This window comes from Ruegeria sp. CDSC054, assembly GCF_059610645.1.
This window is the reverse complement of the sequence record NZ_JBXWOA010000003.1, coordinates 84737-111228: the sequence shown is the minus strand read 5'-3', so window position 1 is coordinate 111228 and position 26492 is coordinate 84737. Positions and strand designations below refer to the sequence as shown.

23 protein-coding genes are annotated in these 26492 nt (G+C 55.4%); 11 read left to right on the top strand and 12 right to left on the bottom strand.

Annotation, left to right across the window (positions count from 1 at the left end):
- The first annotated feature begins 270 nt into the window (after positions 1–270).
- Positions 271–1962, top strand: coding sequence for a thiamine pyrophosphate-binding protein (locus AC2FGC_RS08310; protein WP_496724616.1), 1692 nt, complete (start codon positions 271–273; stop codon positions 1960–1962).
- Positions 1963–2248: 286 nt separating this feature from the next.
- On the opposite strand, the gene AC2FGC_RS08305 is transcribed toward AC2FGC_RS08310, so the two are convergent.
- A complete protein-coding gene (locus tag AC2FGC_RS08305; protein WP_496724614.1) occupies positions 2249–2422 on the bottom strand; it encodes a hypothetical protein in 174 nt (57 codons plus the stop codon).
- Here AC2FGC_RS08305 and AC2FGC_RS08300 point away from each other — a divergent pair.
- Both AC2FGC_RS08300 and AC2FGC_RS08295 read left to right on the top strand, forming a co-directional pair.
- Complete coding sequence (locus tag AC2FGC_RS08300; protein ID WP_496724612.1) at positions 2421–2558, top strand: hypothetical protein; 138 nt, start codon at positions 2421–2423, stop codon at positions 2556–2558. The genes AC2FGC_RS08305 and AC2FGC_RS08300 overlap by 2 nt on opposite strands.
- Before the next feature lie 318 nt (positions 2559–2876).
- Entirely contained in the window at positions 2877–3128 is a 252-nt protein-coding gene (locus AC2FGC_RS08295; protein ID WP_496725206.1) for an SH3 domain-containing protein, read from the top strand.
- 713 nt (positions 3129–3841) lie between these two features.
- Here AC2FGC_RS08295 and AC2FGC_RS08290 read toward each other — a convergent pair.
- Positions 3842–6214, bottom strand: coding sequence for a thiamine pyrophosphate-binding protein (locus tag AC2FGC_RS08290; protein WP_496781958.1), 2373 nt, complete (start codon positions 6212–6214; stop codon positions 3842–3844).
- A gap of 14 nt (positions 6215–6228) precedes the next feature.
- Positions 6229–7428 (bottom strand): methionine gamma-lyase, encoded by a 1200-nt coding sequence (locus AC2FGC_RS08285; protein WP_496724608.1) that lies wholly within the window; start codon positions 7426–7428, stop codon positions 6229–6231.
- A gap of 82 nt (positions 7429–7510) precedes the next feature.
- Here AC2FGC_RS08285 and AC2FGC_RS08280 point away from each other — a divergent pair, with 82 nt between their 5' ends.
- The 5 genes from AC2FGC_RS08280 (at position 7511) to AC2FGC_RS08260 (ending at position 12404) form a co-directional block, all read left to right on the top strand.
- Entirely contained in the window at positions 7511–7999 is a 489-nt protein-coding gene (locus tag AC2FGC_RS08280) for an Lrp/AsnC family transcriptional regulator (RefSeq protein WP_496781956.1), read from the top strand.
- Positions 8000–8139: 140 nt separating this feature from the next.
- Positions 8140–8541: a helix-turn-helix domain-containing protein gene (locus AC2FGC_RS08275; RefSeq protein ID WP_496781954.1), complete on the top strand. Its 402-nt coding sequence runs from the start codon at positions 8140–8142 to the stop codon at positions 8539–8541.
- A 1308-nt stretch (positions 8542–9849) separates the two neighbouring features.
- On the top strand, positions 9850–10719 hold the full coding sequence (locus AC2FGC_RS08270; RefSeq protein WP_496724602.1) for a LysR family transcriptional regulator: 870 nt from the start codon (positions 9850–9852) through the stop codon (positions 10717–10719).
- Positions 10720–10825: 106 nt separating this feature from the next.
- Positions 10826–11449, top strand: coding sequence for an NAD(P)H:quinone oxidoreductase (wrbA, locus tag AC2FGC_RS08265; RefSeq protein WP_496724600.1), 624 nt, complete (start codon positions 10826–10828; stop codon positions 11447–11449).
- Positions 11450–11507: 58 nt separating this feature from the next.
- Positions 11508–12404 (top strand): EamA family transporter, encoded by an 897-nt coding sequence (locus AC2FGC_RS08260; RefSeq protein WP_496724598.1) that lies wholly within the window; start codon positions 11508–11510, stop codon positions 12402–12404.
- Between the two features lie 643 nt (positions 12405–13047).
- On the opposite strand, the gene AC2FGC_RS08255 is transcribed toward AC2FGC_RS08260, so the two are convergent.
- From AC2FGC_RS08255 to AC2FGC_RS08225, 7 genes are read right to left on the bottom strand one after another with little or no spacing between them, the layout of a single operon-like run.
- Positions 13048–14433 (bottom strand): M20 family metallopeptidase, encoded by a 1386-nt coding sequence (locus AC2FGC_RS08255; RefSeq protein ID WP_496726883.1) that lies wholly within the window; start codon positions 14431–14433, stop codon positions 13048–13050.
- A gap of 12 nt (positions 14434–14445) precedes the next feature.
- Positions 14446–15852, bottom strand: a complete 1407-nt coding sequence (locus AC2FGC_RS08250; RefSeq protein WP_496781951.1) for an amidohydrolase — start codon at positions 15850–15852, stop codon at positions 14446–14448.
- 20 nt (positions 15853–15872) lie between these two features.
- Entirely contained in the window at positions 15873–16877 is a 1005-nt protein-coding gene (locus AC2FGC_RS08245) for an ABC transporter ATP-binding protein (RefSeq protein ID WP_496781948.1), read from the bottom strand.
- Complete coding sequence (locus AC2FGC_RS08240) at positions 16874–17851, bottom strand: ABC transporter ATP-binding protein (RefSeq protein WP_496726886.1); 978 nt, start codon at positions 17849–17851, stop codon at positions 16874–16876. The genes AC2FGC_RS08245 and AC2FGC_RS08240 overlap by 4 nt, the downstream gene beginning before the upstream one ends.
- Positions 17848–18771 carry an ABC transporter permease gene (locus AC2FGC_RS08235; protein WP_496726887.1) on the bottom strand — a complete coding sequence of 308 codons (924 nt, stop codon included), beginning with the start codon at positions 18769–18771 and terminating at the stop codon, positions 17848–17850. The genes AC2FGC_RS08240 and AC2FGC_RS08235 overlap by 4 nt, the downstream gene beginning before the upstream one ends.
- Positions 18768–19745: an ABC transporter permease gene (locus AC2FGC_RS08230; protein ID WP_496781946.1), complete on the bottom strand. Its 978-nt coding sequence runs from the start codon at positions 19743–19745 to the stop codon at positions 18768–18770. The genes AC2FGC_RS08235 and AC2FGC_RS08230 overlap by 4 nt, the downstream gene beginning before the upstream one ends.
- 60 nt (positions 19746–19805) lie before the next feature.
- Positions 19806–21386: an ABC transporter substrate-binding protein gene (locus tag AC2FGC_RS08225; RefSeq protein WP_281995934.1), complete on the bottom strand. Its 1581-nt coding sequence runs from the start codon at positions 21384–21386 to the stop codon at positions 19806–19808.
- A gap of 181 nt (positions 21387–21567) precedes the next feature.
- Between AC2FGC_RS08225 and AC2FGC_RS08220 the strand changes: the two genes are divergently transcribed.
- The gene (locus tag AC2FGC_RS08220) at positions 21568–22479 is read left to right on the top strand and encodes a LysR family transcriptional regulator (RefSeq protein WP_496781944.1); all 912 of its coding nucleotides are present in this window, start codon (positions 21568–21570) and stop codon (positions 22477–22479) included.
- A gap of 14 nt (positions 22480–22493) precedes the next feature.
- On the opposite strand, the gene AC2FGC_RS08215 is transcribed toward AC2FGC_RS08220, so the two are convergent.
- Complete coding sequence (locus AC2FGC_RS08215) at positions 22494–24017, bottom strand: M81 family metallopeptidase (RefSeq protein WP_496781942.1); 1524 nt, start codon at positions 24015–24017, stop codon at positions 22494–22496.
- Between the two features lie 151 nt (positions 24018–24168).
- On the opposite strand from AC2FGC_RS08215, the gene AC2FGC_RS08210 reads away from it, so the two are divergent.
- Positions 24169–24669, top strand: coding sequence for an RES family NAD+ phosphorylase (locus tag AC2FGC_RS08210; protein WP_496726891.1), 501 nt, complete (start codon positions 24169–24171; stop codon positions 24667–24669).
- 440 nt (positions 24670–25109) lie between these two features.
- Here the strand turns inward: AC2FGC_RS08210 and AC2FGC_RS08205 are convergent, their stop codons facing one another.
- Positions 25110–25277 (bottom strand): hypothetical protein, encoded by a 168-nt coding sequence (locus tag AC2FGC_RS08205; RefSeq protein ID WP_496726970.1) that lies wholly within the window; start codon positions 25275–25277, stop codon positions 25110–25112.
- A gap of 188 nt (positions 25278–25465) precedes the next feature.
- Here AC2FGC_RS08205 and AC2FGC_RS08200 point away from each other — a divergent pair, with 188 nt between their 5' ends.
- Positions 25466–26329: a LysR family transcriptional regulator gene (locus tag AC2FGC_RS08200; protein WP_496726892.1), complete on the top strand. Its 864-nt coding sequence runs from the start codon at positions 25466–25468 to the stop codon at positions 26327–26329.
- Positions 26330–26492: the final 163 nt, after the last annotated feature.

Genomic DNA, 26492 nt, shown 5'->3' with positions numbered 1-26492 from the left:
TTTGCCCAATCCGTGGTTCGAGTTGCCACCAAAGCCCCCTCAGGTTCAGATTCCTTTCCGTTGATTTGATCGCGCAATGTCATTGGCCAGGTTGGCCGCGCAGACCGATAGTAGAGCTTTTGCGCAAACAGCAGCCACTAATCTAATACAGATTTCCGATTCCAACACCTCTGTGACAGAGCCAATCGCAACTCTCTTGGTTTTGCGAATCCGGCTTTCGTGAATAGGATGTGCCCAGTTCTTTTTGATAAATTGTATTGGAGTAAGGGCATGGCAACAGAGCGCTGGACTGTCGGATCATATCTGGCAAGGAGATTGCAAGAGGCTGGAATTGCGGATTATTTTGTGGTTCCCGGCGATTACAATTTGGTGCTGCTGGATGAGCTGCTTGGCAATCGGGATCTGCGAATGATCAGTTGCTGTAACGAGCTCAACGCAGGCTACGCAGCAGACGGGTATGCCCGCGCAACCGGGGGGCCGTCAGCGGCTGTCGTCACTTATTCGGTAGGAGGGTTGAGCCTTTTGAATGCCGTCGCAGGCGCCTATACCGAAGATCTTCCATTGATCGCGATTTCCGGTGGGCCGAACACAAATTCAGAAGCCGAGTGGGAATACCTGCACCACACGCTTGGCGAAGTTGATTACGATTACCAGCGCGAGATATTCGCCCGCGTCACTGCAGAGGCTGTCACGATTCATCATCCGTCCCTTGCGCCTGTAGCAATCGACAGGGCGATAGACACCGCAATGCTTCGACGCAAACCGGTCTATATCGAAATCGCCTCGAACATTGCGGGTGCACCTACGTCCGCGCCCGTTCCGCGTAGTTTCGCCAGGCAGTCCAGCAGTGATCCGAACACATTAGCGACTGCGGTCGCACAAGTTTCTGAATTCCTGAATGCGGCAAAGCGGCCAGTACTTGTCGCCGGAAGCAAAGTGCGCGCGGGTCAGGCCGAACGCCCCTTGCGAAGCCTTGCCGTGGCCTGCGAATACGCCCAGGCATCAATGCCCAACGCTAAGAGTTTTCTGTCTGAGACAAACGAAAGTTTCATTGGGATTTATTGGGGGCCAGTCAGCACACCGGGCTGTGGGGAAATTGTCGATGCCGCGGACGGGCTGCTGTTTGTTGGGCCTGTTTTCACGGATTACACCACGACGGGTCATCAGCTTGGTTTTGATCCCGGTAAAGCGGTTATGGTGCATCCGACGTCCATACAGCTGGGTGACACACATTTCAGCAATGTCCGCATGGATGAGTTTCTGGATGCGTTGACTGACAAACTTACGCCGAACAGCGGTGCTGTCGCGGCCTTCGAACGTGTCAGAACCGAACAAATCCCGCCCGAGCCTGATGATGCCGAAACACCGGTGACGGTTCGCCAACTATTCGCCCGTGTGCAGAAGATGCTGGATGAGGACAGCACGTTACTCGTGGAGACGGGTGATTCATGGTTCAACGGCATTGAGACCAAACTGCCCGAAGGCACGCGGTTCGAGATACAAATGCAGTATGGATCCATTGGCTGGTCTGTCGGTGCGTCGCTGGGATACGCGTTAGGCAACAGGAGGCGCCGGTTGATCTCATGCATTGGCGACGGTTCGTTCCAACTGACCGCCCAAGAGATTTCGACCATGATCCGGTATGACGCAAAGCCGATTATTTTCCTCATCAACAACGGCGGCTACACCATCGAAGTTCAAATCCACGATGGCCCTTATAATACCATCAAGAATTGGGACTACGCCGGTTTGATTGACGTGTTTAGCGCCGGAGAGGGTAACGCCTGGGGATGCAAGGTGAAAACAGAAGGCGAGTTGGACCTGGCCATCAAAACAGCATTGGACCATGATGGTCTTTGCCTGATCGAGGTTCTGATTGATCGGGACGATTGCAACGTCAACCTGTTGCGGTGGGGCAATCAGGTCGCGCGAAACAACGGCCGACCCAATCGATGCAAATAGAGAGTTACTCGGGAAAAACCGGGCTGTCGGTTGATTGACAAAGTCTGGCGGGCGCAATCCAATCCACAGCGATTATTCCGCCGAACATAGGGGATTAGTCTGCTGAATGGGGCGATGCTCGTCTGGTTTCTTGTAACTAGCGTCAGCGTGGGTTCTGTCATTTGGGATTCGATCAGCAACGGCGTAACAAGTTGGGTACAGCGAACAGCATGGATACTCGTAACGTTATACACCGGTCTGGTCGGCTTGTTTTTCGACTTGCATGTCGTCGTCCATTCCCGGCAAGTCACGACCAGTAGCCGATGACGGGTCTAACGGCTTGGAACGCCAGGTTGCTCTGAGCCGAGAAACGATCGGCTGCCGGAAACGAGAGTGATGGTACGGCCGATAACGAACCGTCTTTTCCCGAATAGCCGCCAACTTGGGCTTTCTGATCGGAAAAGGTGTTGGCGATAACCATGATCTTTCCCAAGCTCAATAATGAGAGGTTCACTCCCGAGACTGGTCTGCGGATTGCCATTCAGGTGCCGAATACCCACGTACAAAAGAACGTGGACGCGGTTCTGGTGGAAAACGCTCTCAGCTACGGTGACTAGGATTGCGTCACCTTCCGGACCCCGATGGTGTCTAACAATTCAGGTCATTGGGATGAGGTCACAACGCTGCAACTGCAGGATGCAGTCGAAGTGCCTTGCGCTGGAGGAGCATCGACAAACCAAACATCCGTTTGCCTTTGCGAAGCGCTATTTCGGGCTGACCACACTTTGGATGCCGAACGGCGTCTAAAGTAATTGCTGGGAATTGTTCCGCTTGTCGATCCGGTTCGCTAAGATGGTGCCCGAGGCAACAAGCAGGAAAACCCGATGCGTAACACAATCTTCTTCCCCTTGGCGGCATTTGTTCTAGGGGTTTTTATGACCACTGAGACTGCAACAGCGGCCTCACTTGGACGATACGAGGTTTTTGCGGTCGAAGAGGGTGACATGCTGAAAATGCGTGCTGGGCCGGGGACAGGCTATATCGTTATCGTTGGGCTTCCGAATGGAACCGCTCTGCGGGTTCACAGTTGCGAACAAACTGGCGGCACGCGTTGGTGCCGAGTGTCGCTTGATCGTGCACGTCAGCTTAAGGGATATGTGTCTTGGGCCTATTTGCGAAAATTGTGATATGACGATTCCAACGGCCGCCGAATTTTCAGCGCTATGAAAGGTCGGAAAAAGCTATCTTTTCTGTTTGGCTATCCGGCGACTGTTTTTCCTGGCCGCCGTAAGTAACTCAGTTGCTAGATCAGTCGCGACCCTGCCGAAAATATCTGCCTAAAAGGAATTATTGAGTGCGACGCGTATAAACCTGTTTACCAGAGCCGCTTTGAAGACTCCGATTTGGTCCGCTGAACGTGAGTTTGCCAGTTTAAGATTTTCCATGCGTCGCAAATGGCCGGATTGGTCGGCCCCACAGCAGCAATTGTCAGGTAGTCGAAGATCCGGGCAGAGCCGATTTTTCAGAACGAGAGCTGGAACTTGCAAAAAAATCAGACCACCAGAGGTAACTTTAGTTGGCGAAACGGTAAGTTAACTGGTCAAAAGGCCAATTATCCCTGCATTTGACGCCTTGTTTATTGGTCGGAGTGAGAGGATTCGAACCTCCGACCCCTGCCTCCCGAAGGCGAGCTCCCGGGGTGAAAGTAAATAAAATAAGGGCCTTGAATGCCAACCATTGCACTTCAGTGGCAGATAGCGCTGCGATAACGTTGCGGTTTCATTGCGAGCAAACCCGGCCTCTGTCGTATGTTGGCAAGCTCTTGTTTTTCAGTAGGTCATCCAGCACCTTATGCTCAGTGCCAGTTTGGTCTCTGCATTATTGCCCAACTCCAATCCACTTATACACGGTGAAGAGTTTTGCCATGGGTCAGGCCATTCACTTTCTCCAGGATAGCGTCTGCGTCAATGCAGTGGTGGCGATATAGATCGCCGATTGTTCCGGTCTGACCAAAATGCTCGACACCCATTGGGATAGTCTGATGTCCAAGCACTGCCCCGAGCCAGGATAGAGTTGCAGGATGACCATCGATAACAGTGACGAGCTTGCAGTGTGGCGGAAGGTCGGACATCAGTGTTTCGATGTGAGAGCGTGCCGCTCGATTGCCGCGCGAACGCGCTCGTTGAGCGGCGGTCCATCCGGCATTCAGGCGATCTGCGGATGTCACGGCCAATACACCTATGTCGCGACGGCCTTCACCAATCATACCGGCAGCCTTGATTGCTTCTGGCGCGACTGCTCCTTGATAGGCGATTACAACTTCGCAATTGGGTCCCGGTTTTCGTAACCAATAGGCCCCATCAATGGCACCTTGGCGGAACTCGTCATCGAAACGTTTGCCGGGCTGTTCAATCGGGTTGGTCGTCAGGCGCAGGTAGACAGCCCCTCCGGTTTCATCGCGCAGCCATGTGCGCTCGTCGGGCTGCCCTTCGCCATCGCGCTGCAGGTAGTCGAAGGCCCATTCCATGATCACCGCCAGTTCATCAGCAAAGGCGGGTTCAAAAGCGGCCAACCCGTCTTGGCTCATCCCGATGAGCGGTGTTCCAACGGATTGGTGTGCTCCACCTTCTGGCGCGAGTGTGACACCCGAAGGTGTGCCAACCAGCATGAAACGCGCGTCCTGATAACAGGCGTAATTTAACGCATCGAGGCCGCGGCTGACAAATGGATCATAGACGGTGCCAATTGGGATCAGCCTCTTACCGAACAGGGAATGCGACAGACCCGCCGCTCCTAGGAGCAACATGAGGTTCATTTCGGCGATGCCAAGCTCGATATGCTGCCCCTCCGGCGTGAATTCCCATTTCGCCGTCGAAGGGATCCGGTGTTCTATGAAGGCGTCGGCTTGCTCGGATCGGGCGAACAGTTTGCGCCGGTTCACCCAAGGACCAAGGCTTGTCGTGCCTGTCACATCCGGAGAGGTTGTCACTATGCGTTCAGCCATTGGGCTGTCGCCTTTTGATAGATCGTCTAGGATCTTGCCAAACGCCATCTGGGTCGAGATTTCGCGACTGGTGTCGATTTCGATTGTCGGCACATCCAATTTGTCATCAAAATAGCGGCGCGGACCTTTGGCAAAAAACGGGGTGCTGGCCAGAAAACCTTTGAATGCGTCTGGATCTTGCACCGTCGCAAGCGGCTCCCATTCCTCGCCTTCTGGCACGCCCATATGCGACTGCCACGCGGCAAACTGACTATTGTTCATCAGCCCGCCGTGATTGTCCTTGTGGCCTGCAATAGGGGTGCCCCATCCTTTTACCGTGTAGGCCAGGAAACATGTCGGGCGATCGTGATCGATGTCGGCAAATGTTTGGGCCATGGTCTCGACGCAGTTGCCGCCCAGGTTTTCCATAAGGGCCGCGAGCTCTGCATCCGTGCGCCGTTCGATCAGAGCGGTCACATCCCCCTGATCCCCCAGATCGTCCATGAGACGCTGCCGCCAATTCGCACCACCCATGAAAGTCAAAGCGGAGTAATCCTGGTTGGGGCAAGCATCAATCCAGTCGCGCAGTCGGTCGCCGCCGGGCTCGTCGAAGGCAGCGCGTTGCAAGACACCATATTTCACGCGAACGACATCCCAGCTGAAAGCATCGAAGATTTTCTCGATCCGTTCAAACAGTCCTTCCCGGACGATACCGTCCAGCGACTGTCGGTTGTAATCGATGATCCACCACGTGTTGCGTAGGTCGTTTTTCCAGCCTTCTTGTAATGCCTCATAGACGTTGCCTTCATCCAGTTCGGCATCGCCTACCAGGGCAACCATACGTCCCATTGGCGCGTCGGACCCCCAGCTTTTGGCCTTGATGTAGTCTTGAATGATCGAGGCAAACGAGGTGATCGCGACACCTAAACCCACCGACCCGGTCGAGAAATCAACATCATCAATATCCTTTGTCCGGCTTGGATAACTTTGCACACCCCCAAATCCGCGGAAATTCTGCATCTTTTCGCGGGTCTGATTACCCATGAGATACTGCATCGCATGAAACACCGGCGAAGCATGAGGTTTGACTGCAACCCGGTCCTCAGGGCGTAAGGCTGAGAAATAGAGCGCGGTCATGATCGATACCATCGAAGCAGACGAAGCCTGATGGCCACCGATCTTGATCCCATCCACCTTTGGTCGGACGTGGTTGGAATGGTGGATCACCCAATGAGACAACCACAGCAGGCGCTGTTCGACGATCTTCAGTTGGGTGGGATCAATGTGCATGGTGGTCTCCGGGTTTAGGCGGCGCTGCGGGCAGGGTAGGGCAAAGCTTGCTCCAGGTCTGCAAGGATATCTTCGACATCCTCCAGCCCGACGGACAGGCGGATTAGGCCATCGCTTATCCCATGCTCGGCCCGTTCTTCGGGCGTATACGTCGAATGAGTCATGGAGGCTGGGTGTTGGATCAGTGTTTCCGCGTCGCCCAACGACACCGCACGCTGGATCATATTCAGGCGGTTCATGAATTCAATTCCACCGGACAGACCGGACTTGATTTCAAACGCTATCATAGCGCCCGGTTCGGACATCTGTCGCTTCGCTACATCGTGCTGTGCGAAGCTCTCAAGACCGGGGAAATAAACCTCACCGACGGCGGGATGTGCTTCGAGGAAACCTGCGACGACTTTGGCGGACGCGCAGTGACGATCCAGACGCAGGTTCAGTGTTTTCAGACCACGCAGGATCAGCATCGCGTTGAAAGGCGCCATTACCGCGCCGGTCATGTCCTTCATCCCAACAAGGCGGATCTCAGCAATCTGTTCGGCGGACCCGACAACCAGACCGGCAACCACATCGCCATGCCCACCGAGGTATTTGGTGGCGGAGTGCAGAACGATATCTGCCCCGTGCTCGATCGGGCGGGTCAAATACGGGCTAGCGTAGGTATTATCGACGACGACCGTTGCACCGACCGAATGCGCAATTTCGGCGCTCGCGGAGATGTCCACCAATCGCATATTCGGATTGGCAGGAGTTTCGAAATAGACAACGCGGGTTTTGTCAGAAACGGTAGCTTTCAGATTCTCAGGGTCTGTCATGTCGACGTGTGTGATCGTGACTCCCCATTTTGCCAAACCGTGACGCATGAAGGCGAAGGTGCAGCCATAGAGCGTTTTGTCCACGATGACTTCGTCACCTGGCGACAGCAGAGTCCAAAGCGCTGCCGTAATCGCCCCCATGCCGCTTGAGAGAGCTAGCCCGGCCTCGGCTCCTTCAAGCACGGCAATACGTTGTTCAAGAAGGTCGCATGTGGGGTTTGAAATACGGCTGTAGATATGACCTTCACGCTCTCCAGCGAACATCTCTCCGCCAGCCTCTGCGGTTTCAAAGGTAAACGTGGACGTCAAATGCAGCGGTGGTGTCAGCGCCCCGTCATTTTCCAGTGGATTATAAGCATGGTGAATGGCGCGGGTGGCAAATCCGGTTGAACGAGTCATTACAAGCTCCTGAATCATGTTGGAGCTAGTTTGCGCCTTAGTTTTGAGTTAATGATTGCAAAGTATGCCAATCCGAGAGTCAATGTTGGCAGATTCTGCTAAGAAAGAAGGTGGAGTGGACGCTAAGGACAGGCAAATCATTCGAGCGCTGCAGCGGGACGGGCGCATGACGAACCAGGATCTTGCTGACGAGGTGAACTTGTCTCCCTCACCGTGTTTGCGCCGGGTCAAAAACCTTGAAGCCAACGGAGTGATAAAGGGATACAGTGCCGACGTTGACGCCGCAGCGTATGGGATGGCCATTACCGTCTTCGTGCGTATCAGGTTGGAGCGACACAATGAAACGGACGTTCAGAACTTCGAAAAGCGGGTTCGGATGATCGATGAAGTTCTTGAATGCCATGTTCTTACCGGGGCAATGGACTACCAGTTGCGGGTTTTGGTATCGGATCTCGAGGCCTACGAGGAATTTATTCGTCACCGAATTCATCCTATCGGTGGGATAGCCTCGATCGATACCAGCTTTGTCTATGGAACGGTAAAAAAGACCGCTGTTTTTCCGCCCGGATAGATGGGCCCAGTTAGAATGACTTGTTGCCAATCGGCTAAACATTTTAGTTAATTGATTTTTTCCCTCCGCAATTTCCCATTCTCACCGTCGCTATATCGGAGACATGCAGCGCGTGCTGTATCACTTCTGAGAGGATAGCGATGACAAATAAACCGTATGGAGACACCCGGATGGCGAAGTATGTCGAACGGAGGGTGCTCGAATTGAAACCTACCAAGAGCCAAGCCGAGATCGCGGCGCAGGTGGGATACGTCAACCCGAACATGATCACGATGATCAAGCAGGGTAGTTCCAAGGTGGCATTGGATCGCGTCCCGGCTTTGGCGAAAGCTCTGGAATGCGACGCTGCCTACCTTATGCGCCTCTCAATTGAGCAGTCGATCGGCCTGACTGCAGCCGAGGCAGTTGTCGAGGTGTTCGGAGAACCTGTCACGTCGAATGAACTTGGCTGGCTGAAAGCAATTCGCAAGGCCTCCAACAACGCCGATCCTCGATTGACCAGCCGGTCAGACACGGCGATCAAGACCATCTTCGGGAAGTAAGTGCCATGTATGACCAGAAAGACGACCTGACATTGAATGAGCGCGCCTGGTTGCGGTTCCTCCGTGACGTGAGCAACGGAAGTGATCCTGAGCCTACCTTACGGAGAGTGAAGCTATTGAGGCGCCTTTGTCGACCTCACAAAGAAAAATGAAATGGGTTTTCGAGATTGCGGCGAGGAATGGCTCGTGAACCCTGCCTCGCCGGGTCCCTCGCTGATTGAACTGAGGTTGCATAAGGTTGACAAAGGTTTACATCCGCTCTCCCGGGATCGACGGAATGTAAACCTTATACCTCTAAAAGCAGCCGATTTCAGGCCAAAAGGTTTACACTAAGTTTACATTAAGTTGACAGATTTCGGCTCAAAACCAGTTTTTCAGACCAAAATGTAAACCTTTGAACCAGAGAAACCCAATAAAACATGGCTCTCTGAAAATAACACATCCGAACCAAGGCCAGAAAAGCGCACAGAGCGACGAAACACAGGCCAGCTAACACCTGACACATAGAAGAAGACGGACACAACTCAGGCCAGCGTAGAGAGCGCCTGAGCTAAAACCTCATAGAGAGCAAACACACAGGTCTAGGCCAGCAAAGCTATTGAGCTACTCCGGAGACGAAATACCGACGATTGCACATAGAGCGGTAATAGATGCACCTAGAGAGCGACCGATAGAGAGAATGCGTGTAAGAGATGAGCATGTGCCTAGAGGAAAGAGATGCGCGTGTGTAGAGGGGTAATCGTAGGAGGGAGTGCTCAGCGGCGGCACCCAATTTGCGCTTGTGTTTACCAGACCTCTTATATGCTCCGTTGCTTCTATGCACTCATTGGAGAGCCGGTAACTTGCGGTGCAGCGTAAAGAAGGCAGTGCTTCGATTGTATGTGCTGTTATTCCTTTGGAAGATCCTATTGCGACTTCAAGAGAGCAGCTTCATTGAACCCTTGAGGCGTCGTTCCGCATCTTTTGCAATCGCCATGAGTCTTTCCTGTCGAGTTGGCTCACTAACAGCGTCGCTAACTGGTATGGGCCTGCTCTCGACAGGGCGATCCGACTTTTCATTGTTCGACCGGCTTGGAACGTTTTTCGGTGTATGCGGATTCTTAGATTTTGCCATTGCCCCTAACTCCTAGCCTTAACGAAAACAGACCGATGATTGTTTTCTGGCAACCGCCCGGAGATCAACGCCAGCACCACAGGCGCGTCGCCCCTTCGCACCAGTGACGCAGTCGTATAACTTGCAGTTCGTTACGCCCAACTGGGCGGCTCAAAAAACTGCTCGGGGGCCTGGAGTTGGACAAACTGTCAGTCATGCAAGCTTTTCGCCGTATCGTTGAACGCGGTAGCTTTGCCCGTGCGGCGGAAGACCTTGGTGTTTCTCCTGCGCTTCTCAGCAGAGAAATCAAGCTTCTGGAAGAAAGTCTGGGAACCGTCCTCCTCACCAGAACGACCCGATCCATGTCACTGACTGACACCGGCAGTCTTTATTACGAAGATGCAATTGGAATTCTCGACGCGGTCGAAAAAACGGAACAGACCATCAGGGAAGGTTCCAAAGCGATGCGTGGGCACCTTCGGGTGAATGCGTCAAGTTCCTTCGGCCAAACCGTTATCGCACCGATGCTTCCAGAGTTCTTGGAAACTTATCCAGATCTGCGATTTACTCTTTCGATGGACGACAAGGTGATCGATATGGTCGAGGGCGGCTTCGATCTATCGATACGTATCCGCGCTGCCATGCCGGATTCGGCACTTGTTGCCCGACGGATCGGCGTGATGCGGCAAAGAATATTTGCGTCTCCCGACTATTTGGAGCGATGTGGGACGCCGACCCAGCCGGCGGATCTGAAAACCCACGCAATCATCGGCTTTTTGCTTGCTGATCATTTGACGAGTTGGAAGCTCTCGGCCGCCGACGGCGTCACATCATTGGAACTTGATCCGCGTGTGAGGGTTGGCAACAGCCTCGTTTTGCGGGATCTGCTGATAGCGGGGCAGGGTATTGGAACTCTGCCCGAGTTCGTTTCTGATGCTCCTGAAGCCAGCGGGGCCTTGGTGAGAGTTCTTCCTGACCACGAATTGCCCGCGCCAGAAGTATTCGCCGTTACAGCATCTCGCTTGGGAATGGACGCAAAGGTTACAGCCTTTCTTGATCATCTGCGTCTGGCTCTCAGGTCCTGACATTATTCAATACAGGTAAAGAGTGATGTCAAAGAGCGTGACTTAATTGGCGGCGCCACAAATTCCATTCTCTCAGGGAACAAGTCACAGCCCTGAGAGGTATCCTATGTCACGTATTCTCGTTCTCTATTATTCAAGCTATGGCCACGTCCGCACATTGGCCGATGCCGAAGCTGAAGGCGCCAGAAGTGTTCCCGGCACCAAAGTTGACGTTCGGCGTGTGCCCGAAACTGTCCCTGAGGAAGTCCGCCAGCAGGCTGGCTATGTCGTGGATGATACGCCTGCCGCCTTGCCGACAGATCTGGAAAACTATGATGCAATCATCATTGGAACACCGACCCGATTTGGAATGATGGCTGGCCAAATGAAGTCCTTCCTTGACCAGGCCGGAGGGCTTTGGGCCAGGAATGCACTGGTTGGTAAGGTCGGAGCGGTCTTTGCATCAACAGGTTCGCAACATGGCGGGCACGAGGCGACCCTTCTGACAACGCAAGTCCCTCTTCAACACTTTGGGATGCTGATTGCCGGAATGCCCTACACATTTGCTGGCCAGACTGCATCAGAAGATATCATTGGCGGCGCACCATATGGTGCCGGAACGATCGCCGGCGCTGATGGTTCCCGCACACCTACCGAAACTGACCTTGCCGGAGCGCGGTTCCAGGGCGCTCATGTTGCAAGGATTGCAGCGTGCCTCGCTGGATCAAACCTGCAAGCGGAAGCAGCTTAATCCGAGCGCCTCTGGCGTCTCACTCAAATTCTCAAACGCCTCAGCCGGGAGACATACTATGTCACGCTCAACCGATATTCTTCTTACTTCCCTCGCCCCAGCGGTATGGGGAAGCACTTATCTGGTAACTACGGAAGCGCTCCCGGCTGGCTATCCGATTACCCTGGCTGCGTTACGAGCTCTGCCGGCTGGCTTGTTATTGCTTGCAGTGACGCGCTGCGTTCCACCACGCGATTGGCTCGGTCGAACTTTCGTCTTAGGCAGCCTCAATTTCGCTCTGTTCTGGGTGCTCCTCTTCGTTGCTGCGTATAGGTTACCCGGTGGTGTGGCCGCCACCCTAGGATCGTTGCAAGCAATGATCGTGATTTTGATGGCGTGGGGATGGCTGGGAACCCCAATACGACTTGGTGCACTCGGTGCCGCCGCGACTGGCGTGATGGGTGTGTCTCTGCTGCTGATCGGACCAGAAGCACAACTTGATTGGATCGGTATAGCAGCGGGATTGGGAGGAGCCGCGTCAATGGCTGCTGGCACTGTTCTCAGTCGGAAATGGCAACCTCCGGTCTCGGCGCTTAGTTTCACTGCGTGGCAATTAACAGCCGGTGGTTTGATACTGCTGCCAGTCGCTCTGTTTCTTGAGCCGCCTCTACCTGCGCTCAGCGCGACAAATGTCGCCGGTCTGATTTGGCTTGGGTTGATTGGTGCTGCAGCAACCTATGCTCTTTGGTTTCGTGGGATAACGCGCCTTGAACCTAGTTCAGTTTCGATGCTTGGCATGATGAGTCCTTTGACTGCCGTCGTGCTCGGCTGGGCATACCTGGGACAAACGCTTAGCATCACTCAGTCTGTAGGAGCAGCCATAGTTATCGGTTCTGTTGTGGTTGGCCAGAGCGTGAGTCGAAGGGACAATTCGGGTTTGAAAAAATGGAGACCTGCACCAGCTGGGTCTGTTTGATGGGTTTGAGTCGCAAACAATGGGCCCGATCACGCAAGTGGGCGAGGAATGGCTCAGCGCCTCGCTCAAGCCCGTTCGCCAGAACCCAACAATATCGAAGTCCTAGGTTTTCCAACGTATGATAAAGGGGATGGTTTCTGGTGCCGCAGCGTCGCGGTGGTTGGATCCTCCCATAAACGCGCTATGCCAAATTTTGGGTTGTCTGGGTTCTCTAGCGCACATCATAAAGATCAAGATAACTCTTTCTGAGTGCCACATTGTCAACGAAATCAGAAGTGCTGCCGGAGTACAGAGGCGACCGCTTCGGTGTTTCCTCTTGTCGTCCCCATCGAAGCGCGGTTGCAACTGCCCATTTCCGGATGAAGTGCACTTTTGAACGGTCGCCGCCCGGTAATAATATCTCGACCAAAGCCTTCCCGCACCGCAGCAAACACGAAAAGCCTGATCAGAAAGGCGTTTGCGCCGTGTTCAGATCATCGCATTCTGCGTCAGCGACAGGTTGTCTTTTAACAGAATGGGCGGAAAGCGGTCCTTCGCTGCAAATGCGATATCAACTCCCCCAATCCGTGAAAGCGGTCAATTACAGTAAGGAGTGCGATACCCACCCGATCCAGGTACGGATGAAGTCCTTTGTGGCGCGGGATCAGAGCGGCCTGGCAAGGTCGCCAATATCCCAAAAAAGCCCGGCCATTGCACGCAATGCATCACGCGAAACTGACTTTAACACGTGCTCGTTTGGCGCGTGCTGCGAACAGCCGCGATAGGAATGCGGCACCCAAACCGTTGGGAGGCCGAGCACATCGGAAAAGACGTCGTTGGGTAAAGAACCGGCGAGATTTGGCAGGACATGGGGCGGCCTCCCACACGTTTTTTCAAGCGAACGCGCGACAAAAGACACCCAGGGATGGTTGGGGGAGGTTCGCGTTGCATCGAAAAAGCTGCGGTCGTGAGGCTTGATCTGAACGATCTCGAATCCTCTCGCATCAAGGTGGCGTCGAAGGGCGGGCAGGATATCGGATTGGTTAGTGCCAACAACGAAGCGGAGCTGGCAGGCGGCTTTGGCAAATTCCGAGATCGCGTTGACCGGTGCCTCGGGGACACCGCTTTTCATTGCGAGGATCGCAAAACTGTTCCAGCCGAAGACCCGTTCGGCCGGTGTCAGACTTTCCTCGCCCCAGTCTTCGTCAATCTTCGGACCGCCATCTTCGCCTACCGGCAAGTTGCGCAGGGCATGCCGGATCTCTTCGGTTAGGCTGGTCGGTCGCCACTCTAGTATTTGGATTTGGCCCCTCACATCGGTGATCGTCGAGAGGGCTTGTGCAAGGATCATCGCGGGGTCGGCAAGTAAACCGCCCCAGTTGCCGGAATGATGCGCACCGTCTCGAAGGTCAACAATGAGGTCGAACGAATAGCCGCCCCGTGAACCCATGAACATCGTCGGAGTGTCTGACTGAAGGCGTGGTCCGTCCGATGCGATCAGGACATCCGCGGCAAGGTTTTCTTTGTGCGTGGCGCAAAAATTCGACAGCCCCGGCGACCCCATCTCCTCACCCATTTCAACAAGGATCCGAATGTTGAAGCCGAGTGATCCACGAGCGTCGATGACGGAGCTCAACGCAGCTAAGTTGATGAGGTGCTGTCCCTTGTTGTCAGCGGTACCGCGTCCGAAGAGGCGATTACCATCATCGACGAGACGAAAGGGGTGAAGCCCGTTTCGCCACTGATCAGTTTGCGCGCGGGTCACGTCGCCATGCCCATAGGACAAGATCGTTGGGCTCGAGTCGTCCTCGATGCGTTCAGCGACAAGGATCGGACCTGCATCCGGCACAGGGTTCGGGTGGATTGCGCAGGAGAACCCAATACTGCGCAGGCGCGGAACGAGGGCTTCCTCAAGGTAGCGCGGAAGCTCCGCGGCTTTCTCCTGTGTCTGGCTCTCCGTCTCATGGGCAACCAGTTCGCTAAGTTCTGTTGCAAATTGACCGGTGTCGAAATACTGGGCGGCGTTGTCTATAGCAGAGGCGCGGGTCAAGGTTGTTTTACCTCAGACAGGTGGACGCACGTCGTCCGGGATCGGACAAGTGTAAGGTGTTTCGCCCAGATGGTCTTGGTGCGTCGCGCGTGCAGCTTCGATGCGCGAGGGATCCTCAACCAGTCGACACGCTGTCGCGGCCATTACTTTTGCTGCGTAGACCATGCCTTTGTGAGCCGCGGGCGCCTTGCCTTGTGCCACTGTTTGCCACGTATGAAACGGCGTTCCTATAGCACAGGTGGCAACTCGTGCCTGAACGGTTGGGACTGCCCAACTCACGTCGCCAACATCCGTCGAGCCTTCGCCGCCATCGCTGTGGCGATCAAGAGGTGCGATGAAGTCGCATAGTGCGAGATCCTTTTTGGGCTTGGCACCGATCCGCTTGAAGGTCGTGTTGATGTCAGCCTTGGTCAATGTAGTCTGAATCTCGCGGGCAAAGCTGAGGTCTGTTTCGTCAAAGGCGACGGGTCCGAGTTTCTCTAGCTCGTGCTGCATGGTTTCTTCCAAAGGACGATTGCCAAGCAGGTTCGAGACGCCGGAAAAGACCTGGCTGGTAACTTGCGTTCCTGTCATCAGCGCCGCGCCGTCCGAGATCTTTCGGACGCGCGTAACCAGATCGGCGAGGTCGGGTAGCGAACTGGCCCGGACGAGCTGACGCACTGTGGCCTTGGCCTGCACCACATTCGGCGCAACGCCACCTGCGTCGAGATAGGCGTAGTGCACCCGGGCGCTGTCGGGCATGTGCTCGCGCAGGTAATTCACGCCAATGTTCATCAGTTCAACCGCATCAAGCGCGGATCTGCCAAGTTCAGGCGCGCCAGCAGCATGGGCAGCCTTTCCATGAAAAGTGAAATCGATCCGGGTGTTCGCGAGCGATCTGGCCTCATTCACGCCTGTGAAGGTCGCTGGATGCCAGGAGATGGCCGCGTCGACATCATCGAACAGTCCTTCGCGCACCATGTACGTTTTGGCCGCGCCCCCTTCTTCAGCGGGGCAGCCATAGTACCGCACACGGCCCTTAATGCCGTTTTCGGTCAGCCAGTCTTTCACCGCCGTCGCGGCCAAGAGTGCGGCAGCGCCCAGCAGGTTGTGACCACACCCGTGCCCGTTGCCGCCCTCTTCAAGCGGCTGATGTTCTGCCACACCTGGCGTCTGGCTCAGATATGGCAGCGCATCGAACTCGCCGAGGATGGCGATCACCGGACCCTCGTCTCCTGCTTCGCCAATCACGGCCGTGGGAATGCCAGCTGCATTTTCTGTTATCTTGAACCCTTGAGCGCGTAACATATGCACATGTTCGGCAACGGACTTGTACTCGGCATAAAGCGTCTCGGGCGTGTCAAAGACGCGGTCTGACAAGGCGATAAAATCATCACGATGGCGGTCAACGTGGTCCCAGATCGGATCGGCGTTTTTCAAGGGGCTCTCCAGCTTCTCGTTCAAACGGTTTCGGCGTGTTCCAGAAGGCAAGCCGTTTCGCGCCCGCCGCACCCCGCTTTCAGTTCAGGAACAGTGGTGCGGCACTCAGCGGTCGCCACCGGGCAACGCGGGTGGAAGGTACATCCAGATGGCGGATCGAGCGGCGACGGAATTTCCCCCTCAATCGGGGCAAACTCACGCCGGCGCTGATCAAGGCGCGGAGCCTCTGCAAGCAGCGCTTTCGTGTAGGGATGGCGTGGGTCAGAAAAAATGTCCTCAGTCGAGGCGCTCTCGACAATGCGGCCCAGATACATGATCGCCACGCGGTCGGCGATGTGTTCGACGACGCTCAGGTCATGGCTGATGAACAGATAGGTCAGGCCCAGCTCTTCGCGCAGATCCATGAACAAGTTGATGACCTGCGCCTGGATTGATACGTCCAGGGCAGCGATGGCTTCGTCGCAGACAAGGAACTTCGGCTTCACGGCGAGCGCACGGGCGATCCCGATCCGCTGCCTTTGCCCGCCGGAAAACTGATGCGCGTAACGCCGCTTGAGCGAGGGGTCGAGGCCGACCTTGAGCATCACGTCGTCCACGTAATCCGCACTCTCTGCCTTGCTGACGATCCCATGCATACGCGGTGCTTCGCCGATGATATCTTCGACGCGCATACGCGGATTTAGGCTGGCAAAAGGGTCCTGAAAGATCATCTGAATTGCGAGGGTCGCCGCGCGTTTGTCGGCGCTGTTCAACGTCGCAACATCTTTGCCTTCGTAGAACATCTGTCCGTCACTTGCAGCGTGAATGCCGGCAACAACACGTCCCAAAGTGGACTTGCCGCAGCCGGATTCGCCGACCAATCCCAGAACCTCACCCTTTTGAACCGACAGGTTCACGTTATCGACAGCATGGACCGTTTCTTCCCGGATATTCGCGCCAAGTCGCTGCGCGATCTTCCCCGCGACGTCCAAACGCTTGGTGAAGCGCTTGGAAACGCCGCGGATTTCGACGAGCGGTTCTGTCATGATGCCTTCTCCTCCGCGCGTTGCGGGTTAAAACAGCGAAGGCGGCGACCGTCTGCGTCCTCTATCGGGGGTCGCTTGGAACACGCTGCCGTTCGGGCCTGACAACGCGGTCCAAAGGCGCATCCTTCAGGCAGGGCGAGCATGTTTGGCGTCATCCCTTCGATCTGGAACAAACGTTGCCCGCGCCGGTTCGCCGTCGGAACCGATCCGAGAAGCCCAACCGTATAGGGATGCAACGGACGGTCGATCACATCGTCGATACCGCCTTGCTCAACGATCCGTCCGGCGTACATCACCGAAATCCGGTCCGCGAGCCCTGCCACAACGGCAAGGTCATGCGTGATCCAGATCATCGCGGTTCCCGTACGTTTCGTCAGCTTCTGCGCCTCGTGGATGATCTGCGCCTGAATTGTCACGTCGAGCGCGGTCGTCGGCTCGTCGGCAATGATGAGGTCCGGCTGGTTCAGGAAAGCTGTCGCAATCGCCACGCGCTGCCGCATCCCACCGGAAAGCTGATGCGGATAGGCCTGCAATCGTTCTTCCGGCGATGGGATGCCGACCAAACCAAGCGCATCGCGGCTTCTTTCCCAGGCGGTTTGGCGGCTGACGTTTTCATGGGCAAGAATGGCCTCAATCATCTGCGTATCGACGCGCAGGACCGGGTTGAGCGTCATCATCGGATCCTGAAAGATCATCGAGATTCGGTTGCCACGCAAGGTTTTGAGGCGCTCTTCCGGTGCGTTCGCGATCTCGTTACCATTAAAACGGATTGACCCATCGACGATGCGCCCGGGGGGATCGATCAGCCCGAGGATGGAAAACCCGGTGATCGACTTGCCTGACCCGGACTCACCCACCAGCCCCATGACCTCGCCCTTGGAAATGGTGAAATCCACACCGTCCACGGCCTTGACCGCACCCGCGTGCGTGAAGAAATGGGTCTTCAGCCCGCTGACTTCGAGTACTGCCGTCATTTCTTCAACCTCGGGTTCAAAACATCGCGCAAATGGTCGCCCACAAGGTTGATGGACACGACCGTCAGTAACAGAGCGACGCCGGGAAAAACGGATATCCAGTAGCGCCCGGACAGCATGTACTCGAAGCCATTTGCGATCAGCACCCCAATCGACGGTTCAGTCTGTGGAAGGCCTACGCCAAGAAACGAAAGCGTCGCTTCCAATGAGATCGCGCTGGCGGTTTGCACCGTGCCGACGACGATCAGAGGAGCCATGCAATTCGGAAGGATATGGCGAAAGACGATCCGGGGTCGTGATATTCCAAGGCATTGCGCGGCTTCGACATACTCTTTGCCACGCTCGACAAGCGCGGTCGCGCGAACCGTGCGGGCGTAGTAGGCCCATTGCGCGATCACGAGGGCGAGGATGATCTTGTCGACACCCTTACCAAGTGCCGCAACCATCATCAGCGCAACCAGCGATGCCGGGAACGACAGTTGAAGATCCACGATGCGCATGATGAACGCTTCGGTCCGGCCACCGGCGTAGGCCGCGATCAGACCGATCGCCATACCGATCAGAAGGGCAATCACTCCAGATGCAAGCCCAACGGTCAGAGATATACGCAAGCCATAGAGAATTGCCGAGTAGAGATCGCGTCCAGACCCGTCTGAGCCGAGCCACATTGTGTATCCGTCGAATGCTTCGGAACCCGGAGGCAAGCGCCCATCCATGACGCTGACCTGACCAAGATCGTAGGGGTTCTGCGGTGTGATCCAGGGCGCCAGAATGGCCAAAAGAACGATGATCAGGAATATGCCAAGCGCCGCTGTCGCGATCCTGCTTTCGAAGAACTCGGCCCGAAAACGCTGGAACGGCGTCTCGACTTTAGGGGACTTGGCAGGGGTCAGCGAATGATCTGTGACGGTGTCGGTCATGCGCCCTGATCCTGCAAACGAACCCTCGGATCGAGGATCGAGTAGAGTATGTCGACGATCAGATTGATCAGCACGAAGAACAGTACGATGATCATCAGATAGGCGACGACGACAGGCCGATCCAATTGCAGTATTGCGTCGATCAGCAGTTTGCCCATTCCCGGCCATGCAAAGATCGATTCAGTCACCACCGAGAACCCGATCAAACTGCCGAATTCAAGGCCCATGACGGTCACTACCGGGATCATGATGTTTTTCATTACATGCACCAGAATGATGCGTCGGGTCGAAAGCCCTTTGGCCCGGGCATACTTCACGTAATCCTGTCCCATCGCTTCCCGGACACCCGCTCGGGTGAGACGGATTGCCAGTGAAATCTTAAGAAGCGCCAGGTTGAGAGCAGGCAGGAAGATGTGGCTCAACCCGTCGAGCGTGAAAAGGCTGCTGTGAATCCCGAGAAACGAGCCGATGTCACCTCGCCCTGTCGCAGGGACCCACCTGAGTTCAACGGCAAACAACATGATGAGCATCAGTCCCACCCAAAAAGTCGGCAGCGAAAACCCGAGGATTGAGCCAGCCATGATGCCCTTGGACAGCGGGCTTTCGGGATAGAGCCCGGCATAAAGCCCCAATGGAATACCGAGCACGATGGCAAGAAAGAGTGCACTGAACGCCAGTTCCATCGTAGCTGGCATATGGTGCAGGATCAGTTTGAGCGCGGGCTCACCGAAGACGAAACTGTCGCCGAGGTCACCGTGTGCAGCACCTTTGAGGAACAACCAGTACTGTTCCCAAATTGACCGATCCAATCCAAGCCGTCGAATGGCAGCTTCGATGTCAGCCTGATCCGCGTCGGGGCTGACCAGCATGTAGACCGGGTCACCAACGATATTGACGCCGAAAAAGACAATCACCGACATCAGGAAGACAACAAGCATTGCTTGCAGCAATCGGCGAATGACAAAAACGGTCATGAGGACATTCCCTGGGCAAAGGCTCCGGGCCGCTGCGAAGGCGGCCCGGATGCATTGCGATTACTCTTTCACGACGCCTGTCGCGAGAGTGTATTCGTCGGTCCGAGGGATGTAGCTCAGACCTTTTTTGGCCGCCCAGGTGTTGACCTGGAAGTGCGTCGGAATGATCGCCACGTTCTCGATCGCGCGCTCTGTCGCCGCAGCGAGCAGTTCCTGCCGCTTTGCGTCATCGACTGTTCGCAGGGCTTCTTCGATCAGTGCGTCGGTTTCAGCATCCGAGTGCCGGCCACGGTTCGATGATCCAAAGCCCGCATCCTTGTCATGGGTGTGGATCAGCGATTTGAGAGGCGAGGACGCTTCGCCGGACCCCGCGCCCCATCCGACGAGGATAAAGCTGAATTCCGGCAGACCCTCAGGGCTGCCTTTGGAAGCGCGTCCAAAGTATACCGAACGCGGCATGGTTTCGACGGCCGTCTTGACGCCAGCACGGGTCAACATTTGCGCAATTGCCTCGGCGATTTTGGCGTCGTTGATGTAGCGGTCATTCGGCCCATGGATTGTCATTTCAAATCCATCGGGATAACCGGCTTCAGCCAGAAGCGCTTTAGCACCGTCCGGGTCATACGCCACGACGTCCAAATTGTCGGACACGCCAAAGAACCCCTCGGGAAGAAGCTGGCCGGCGGGTAACGCAACCCCCTCCATGACACGCTCAACGATTGCATCGCGGTTGATCGCCATGCTGATCGCCTTCCGGACGCGGACGTCCATGAGCGGGTTCTTGATATCGCCGCCACCATTGGCCTTCACAAAGGGTGAATCCTCGCGGAATTGGTCCATGTGAAGATAGATCACTCGGTTGGACACGCCCTGGCTCAACTGGATATCATCGTTGCCCTGAAGTGTAGTGATATCGGTCGTCGGGACGCCCGATATCATGTCGACGTCACCGGCAAGAAGCGATGCAACACGGCTCGGACCGGAGGTGATCGGGCGGAATTCCACCTCGGACCAGATCGGCGCATCACCCCAGTAGCCGTCGTTCCGTACCAGCACGATGCTTTCACCCGGCGTGTAGCTTTGGAACTTGAATGGCCCTGTGCCGATGGCGGCCGTACCCGCGTTGAAGTCTTCCGTCGTTGCCTCGCAGCCCACTTCTGAGATCACAGGGATCGTGGAAATGTCATTGCCCATCAACGGATAAGGTGCGGCCGTTTTGAAGTGCACCGTGTAGTCATCGATCTTGACGACTTCCTTACCCTTGAGATAGGTGCCGTATCCCGATGGAGAGTTCGGTACGTCCGGCGCGCGCGCCATGGTGCAGACTACATCATCTGCCGTAAAGTCGCTTCCGTCGTGAAACTTTACTCCTTCACGCAGCTTGAACTCCCAAGTCAATTCATCAATCGGCTCCCATGACTCTGCAAGACCCGGTGATAGGCGCTGATTTTCATCCTGCGCGATCAGCCGGTCAAAGATGTGCACAGACATTGCGTTGTTCGGACCCAAGTTGTGAAAATGCGGATCGAGCGACGTCGGCTCCGAAGCGAGGCCGATCGTCAGTTTTTCGGCCGAAACAGCACCGACGCCGAAAGCCAAAATGCCGACAGCGACGGCTGTCGCAGATGTGAGTTTCCTCATCAAAAAGACTCCCTGTTTGTATGGCGCTTGTGAATAGGCGAATCCTCGGCCGATCCCGCGCCCTATTAAAAAAGGCTAGCTACCGCAAAAATCATTGCCAATACTCAATGCTATGCAATTTTGCATAGACCAATCCAAGAGTTTGGATGTTCAATCGCTCATACCGGGGGAGGAATGCAGCATGACGGAACACCGACACAGACTGCGCGAGTTCGAGTCGCTAAGAGCCGTGATCACAACTGGGACGACAATCGGCGCCGCACGGCGTCTCGGGATTTCTCAGTCTGCCGTAAGTCGGTCCTTGTCGCAACTCGAGGCCCGAGTTGGACGGTCGCTGTTTCTCCGCCGGTCGGGACGCATTGACCCAACCGACGAAGCGTTGCGCCTCAACGAAAAACTGGACCCAATCTTCGAGACGCTTGCCGATATCGAGGGCGCAGAATGGGCTACTCCGGATAACGAGCCGTTGCGTCTGATCGTGCCGCCGACACTGGCGCATCACTTTGTCATCTCTAGGGTCGCCAGTTTTCTCAAGAAGAATGAAGGAAAGCAGCTTCAATTGGATATTCAGGCGACAGACGTGCTGGTCGCCGGCATTCTCGACCTCCGCTACGATCTTGGTTTGACGAGTGCGATGATCCAACGAACTGGTGTTCACCTCATGCCGTGGCGCCGCAGTCAGGTGGTCTGCGCCATGCCGAGCAACCATCCGCTGTCGGAAAAACGAGTGGTAACGCCGCACGACCTTGAAGGCGTCGCGCTGATCGAGTTTCTGCGAAGGCTGGGGACGCGAGCGATCACCGAAAAGATCTTTGCGCGCGCTGGAATTCGGCCAAAACAAGTTGCAGAAACGGCAACGAACATGGCCGCTCTGGAGCTCGTCCGTGAGGGTTTGGGCGTGACACTCATCAACCCGTTCCCATTGTTGTCGACGGGGATGGATGGTGTTGTAGTCAGGCCATTTGACGCCGCCATCTTTTATGACACCAGCTTCGTTCTACCATCAGGCCGACCGCCGTCACAGCTTGCCCGCCAGTTCATGCAGTTTGTCAAATTGACGACGCCACACGACAAATATTCAGAGCCCGTCTAGCGCAGCATTTGAGCCTACCGCGAGGTATCGACGTCCATCGGAAAGTTCGGTCGTGGCAAGCCTGCAAACGGCCAGCGGTTGTGAACTGGCGACGTAAGCCCTCCTGTGTCGACCTCAAATACCTGGTTCGGCCCAAACCAGTTGGAAAACCCGGCCCGAAAGTGGCCTCGGGATTTCACAACAACAGTCCGGGCAGACGCAATATCCAGCCCGAACATATGAAAGAACACGGGGTCGGCAGTCTGTGTGCGATCGGTGATCACCACCACGGTGATGCCGCCAATACGAAGCGCAGCGGATGGCCCTAGGGCCAATCTCCGACCAGCCGTCATGCCCAGTTCACCTACCACATCTCCATTATGGAGACCCAAGACCTCTGCACCCGCCTCAAAAGGCACATCCCATTGCGCCCAGAATGCGCTGGAATCGGAAGACCGGTTGAATCGTGCCCTGAATTTGCCGCCGACACCGATGCCATGGGCTTCGTTCGCAAGTTCCGGATCACAAAAGGAACCGAATAGGCATTCTTCGACTTTTGCCGCATGAAGAGCGGCTAACAGTTCCGTCGTCCTGCCACTGCCGCCGCCACCAGGATTGTCACCGGCATCGGAGAAAATCACAGGCGTGCGCGCTTGGTCAGCGGAAATCGAGATCGCTTCCGTCACGGATGTCAGTTTCCGAACGAAATCCGTTCTCAAAGACCAGGCCATGTCTGCTAGTTCTTCCGCCAGTGCATTGGCCGCCTTCTGGTCCTCACGCGCAGTGACAACGATGCTCAAACCGTTGTCAGGCGTGTCTGAGAAAAGGAAATTGCCAAAGATTGATACGTTGACGATCTCACCTCGACTTTCGGCTTGTCGTCGCTGACCTTGGTCGATCAGCGTGCCATACGGATGCTCTGCACTTAGAAGTGTTACAGATGCGGGAACAAGAGGCAGTTTGACATGTGCGGTTTGGGCCCGGACGCCCGACGCCAAAACCCGGCGCAGCGAAAAGGCGGCTTCCTCGCCACGTTCTATCTGATCGACGTGAGGATTTGTCCGATAGCCGACGATCAGGTCACAGGCATCGACCATCCGTTGTGAGATATTTGCATGCAAATCGAGTGTCGCAGTGACAGGTACGTCCGGTCCAACAACTCCTCGAATACGTGACATCAACAAACCGTCGGGGTCGTGGTCATGCTCGGCAACCATCGCGCCGTGATTGCAGATGTAGACTGCGTCAACAGGGCCATCTGAGCGAAGCATGTCTTCCGAAGTCACTATGATCTCTTCGATTACGGTTTTTCGTACTGGACCTGCGGGATGGCTGGCTGCCAAGATACAGGGTACCGGCGTCCAGTCGCCCGTAGCATCCATCGCCCGGACAAAGGCCGCAAATTCTATTGCCAGCTTTGGTGTCGCGGATCTGGCTTCAGACATCAAAGCATCGCTTGTAAGCCATGTCAGAGACTTAAAGTCTGACAAATCAGCCGGGGGTGCAAAGCGATTTGACTCGAGAATTGCGCCAAGGAGGGCGATCTTTGGAGCCGTCATGCGAGAGGCCTTTGGAAATGCAACACAGTGCGAGGAAACATGAGTAAGTGATTTCAATCAAGATATCATTCGTCTTCTCTGCTCTAGGAAAACCCCTGCCGCCTTGCGTCTTTCCTATAACGCGACGCGCAAACGATCAGTGCCACCCGTTATGCTGACAGAAGTTTCCGGAGAATTCGTAAAGATTGTTTGGGCCGATGACCCAGACGTTCACCTCATGCGCGGCGCACCGGATCGCCCAGCCGCCAGGTTCAATCGCCGGGGGCAGGACGCTTTGTATCTGAGCCCTGATGTCGAAAGCGCAAAAGTCGCTATTGGTCAGGACGTCAGGAAGGATGATCGCCCGCGGGTTGTGCTGACTTTCGAGGTGGAACGATGCGCGTTGTTCGATTTGCGCAGCCCCGAGGCCGCAGATATCTATGCGCTTGCCAGTCAACCCTGGCGCAAACTCGTAACTGCCGGTAGGGATCCGTCCTCATGGTTCGCTGCTGATCGGATCAGAGCAGACGGGCATATCGGATTGATTGATCCCTCACGAAGGCGTCCGGGTCTTTGGCACATCACTTTATTTCGATGGAACGATCCGGGTGCACCTGGCGTGTTTCGGCGTAGTGAAGTGAAGCCGGTTTCCGTCCTGCCGGACTATCGGTGACGTTTAAGGTGCGACCCAACTATCATTTCGCAATTATGGTCATCGCGAAAATTGGCTGTGTGGAGGACTTTGTCATGAGTTCGCTTCTGGCACGCCAATGACATTTTTTTGTATGTTGTTTGAGCGCTCGTGACAGTCTGCTTTCAGTGCCAAATTGTAGCTTCGCTTGGGGTAACGAAAGGCAGTTCCTCTAATTGGGGATATCGGTCAAGCTCGTTTTTCTTTCTTAATCGGGGCGCTTGTCACTCATCCGGATCAGGCTTCTCTTCGCAGTCTGGTTGATGCCGCGTGGGACATCGCTGCACGCAGGTGTCGGATTGGCAGTGGAGAGCCTCGCTTTGGGACGCGCTTCTCTTTGCGCATCAGCCATATTCGGCTTCATCCACGAACCTCGCCCGATGAGGACGACCCCGTTCAGTTTTGGTGTTGGGCGGTTCAGATCATGCTGTGCCCTCCACCGTCACCGGACGGAACTCGGTGCCATCTGCCCACATACGATAGAGCAGAACAGCCAGTTTACGCGCAACAGCGACGACAGCGCGGCGGCGATTTGGATCGGGAACGCAGGCCAATACGTTCCCGATCAGGTGAGGCAAGTCGTGTAGCATGAAAGATGCTTCGCGCTGCCGGGAGCCGTTCTTCGACACTCACTTCGAGATGGGGGACTCTGAGACCCTAGGGTCGCAACCGAACAGCGGCAGCAGTTTCATGCTACGAGCCAAATCTGCCACATACTGTTTTAGTTGAATAGCGAAATTGCTTCATGCATTATATTAGAAGATCGAATAGATACCCCATGGATATTGAACTCGCGCGCACATTTCTGGCGATTGTCGAAACGGGCAGTTTTCTGGAGGCTGCCAACAAGGTTTACGTTACACAATCAACAGTGAGCATGCGTATTCGGTCACTCGAACAACAGCTCGGACGACCAGTATTCGAGCGCGGAAAATCGGGCGCTACACTTACTCCTGCGGGGCACCGCTTTCATAAACACGCGCAGGCACTTGTCAGGTGCTGGACACAAGCCCGGATCGACGCCTCCCTGCCTGATGCGGTGGAAGCTGCTCTGGAAATCGGCGCTGTGCCCAGCTTGTGGGACGGGTTCCTGATCGACGCGATGCCAGAGTTTATGCAAGCGTTTCCGAATGTGGCGGTTCACGGGTCTACGGTTTCAACTGAAACACTGCTAAGCCAAACGACTGCGGGCGCGCTGGATTTGGCTGTGATGTATGATCCGCGAAACACTGTCGGGCTGACCGCAATGCAGTTGTTCGAAGATGATTTCGTACTCGTAAGCAGCGATTTTGATACCTCGCGAAGCCCATTTGAAGAAAACTATGTTCTGATCGACTGGGGGCCAGAATTCCGCGCCGATCACCTGCTGAACTTTCCGGAAATTCCGACGCCATTGTTGCAGCTTGGTATTGGAACTCTTGGCCTGAACTACTTGAAAGCCCAGCCGGGAGCCGGATTTTTCCCCTGGCGGGTAGTTGCGCAGGAAGTCGAAACCGGTTGGTTGAGGGTGATTGAGGATGCTCCTCGGTTTGCCTATGCCGCCTATGCCGTTTTTGCAGACGATGATCCTGAAAGCCTCCCCTGCAAGGCCGCCCAGCTATTGAGTGCCTTTGCAAAAGAACAGTTTCCCGTCACGGCCTGAGATAGCGGACTACTCGCAGCTTACCATCTAGTAGGCGAATTGTCAGTTTTCTGAAGCCTCCAGGGCTTCGGTTGCTGCGGGCTGCTTTTTGCCTGACTCGAAAATTAGACCTGCGGTAACCACGACCATCAAAACGCCGCCCAAGATGGCCCAGTACCTCCAA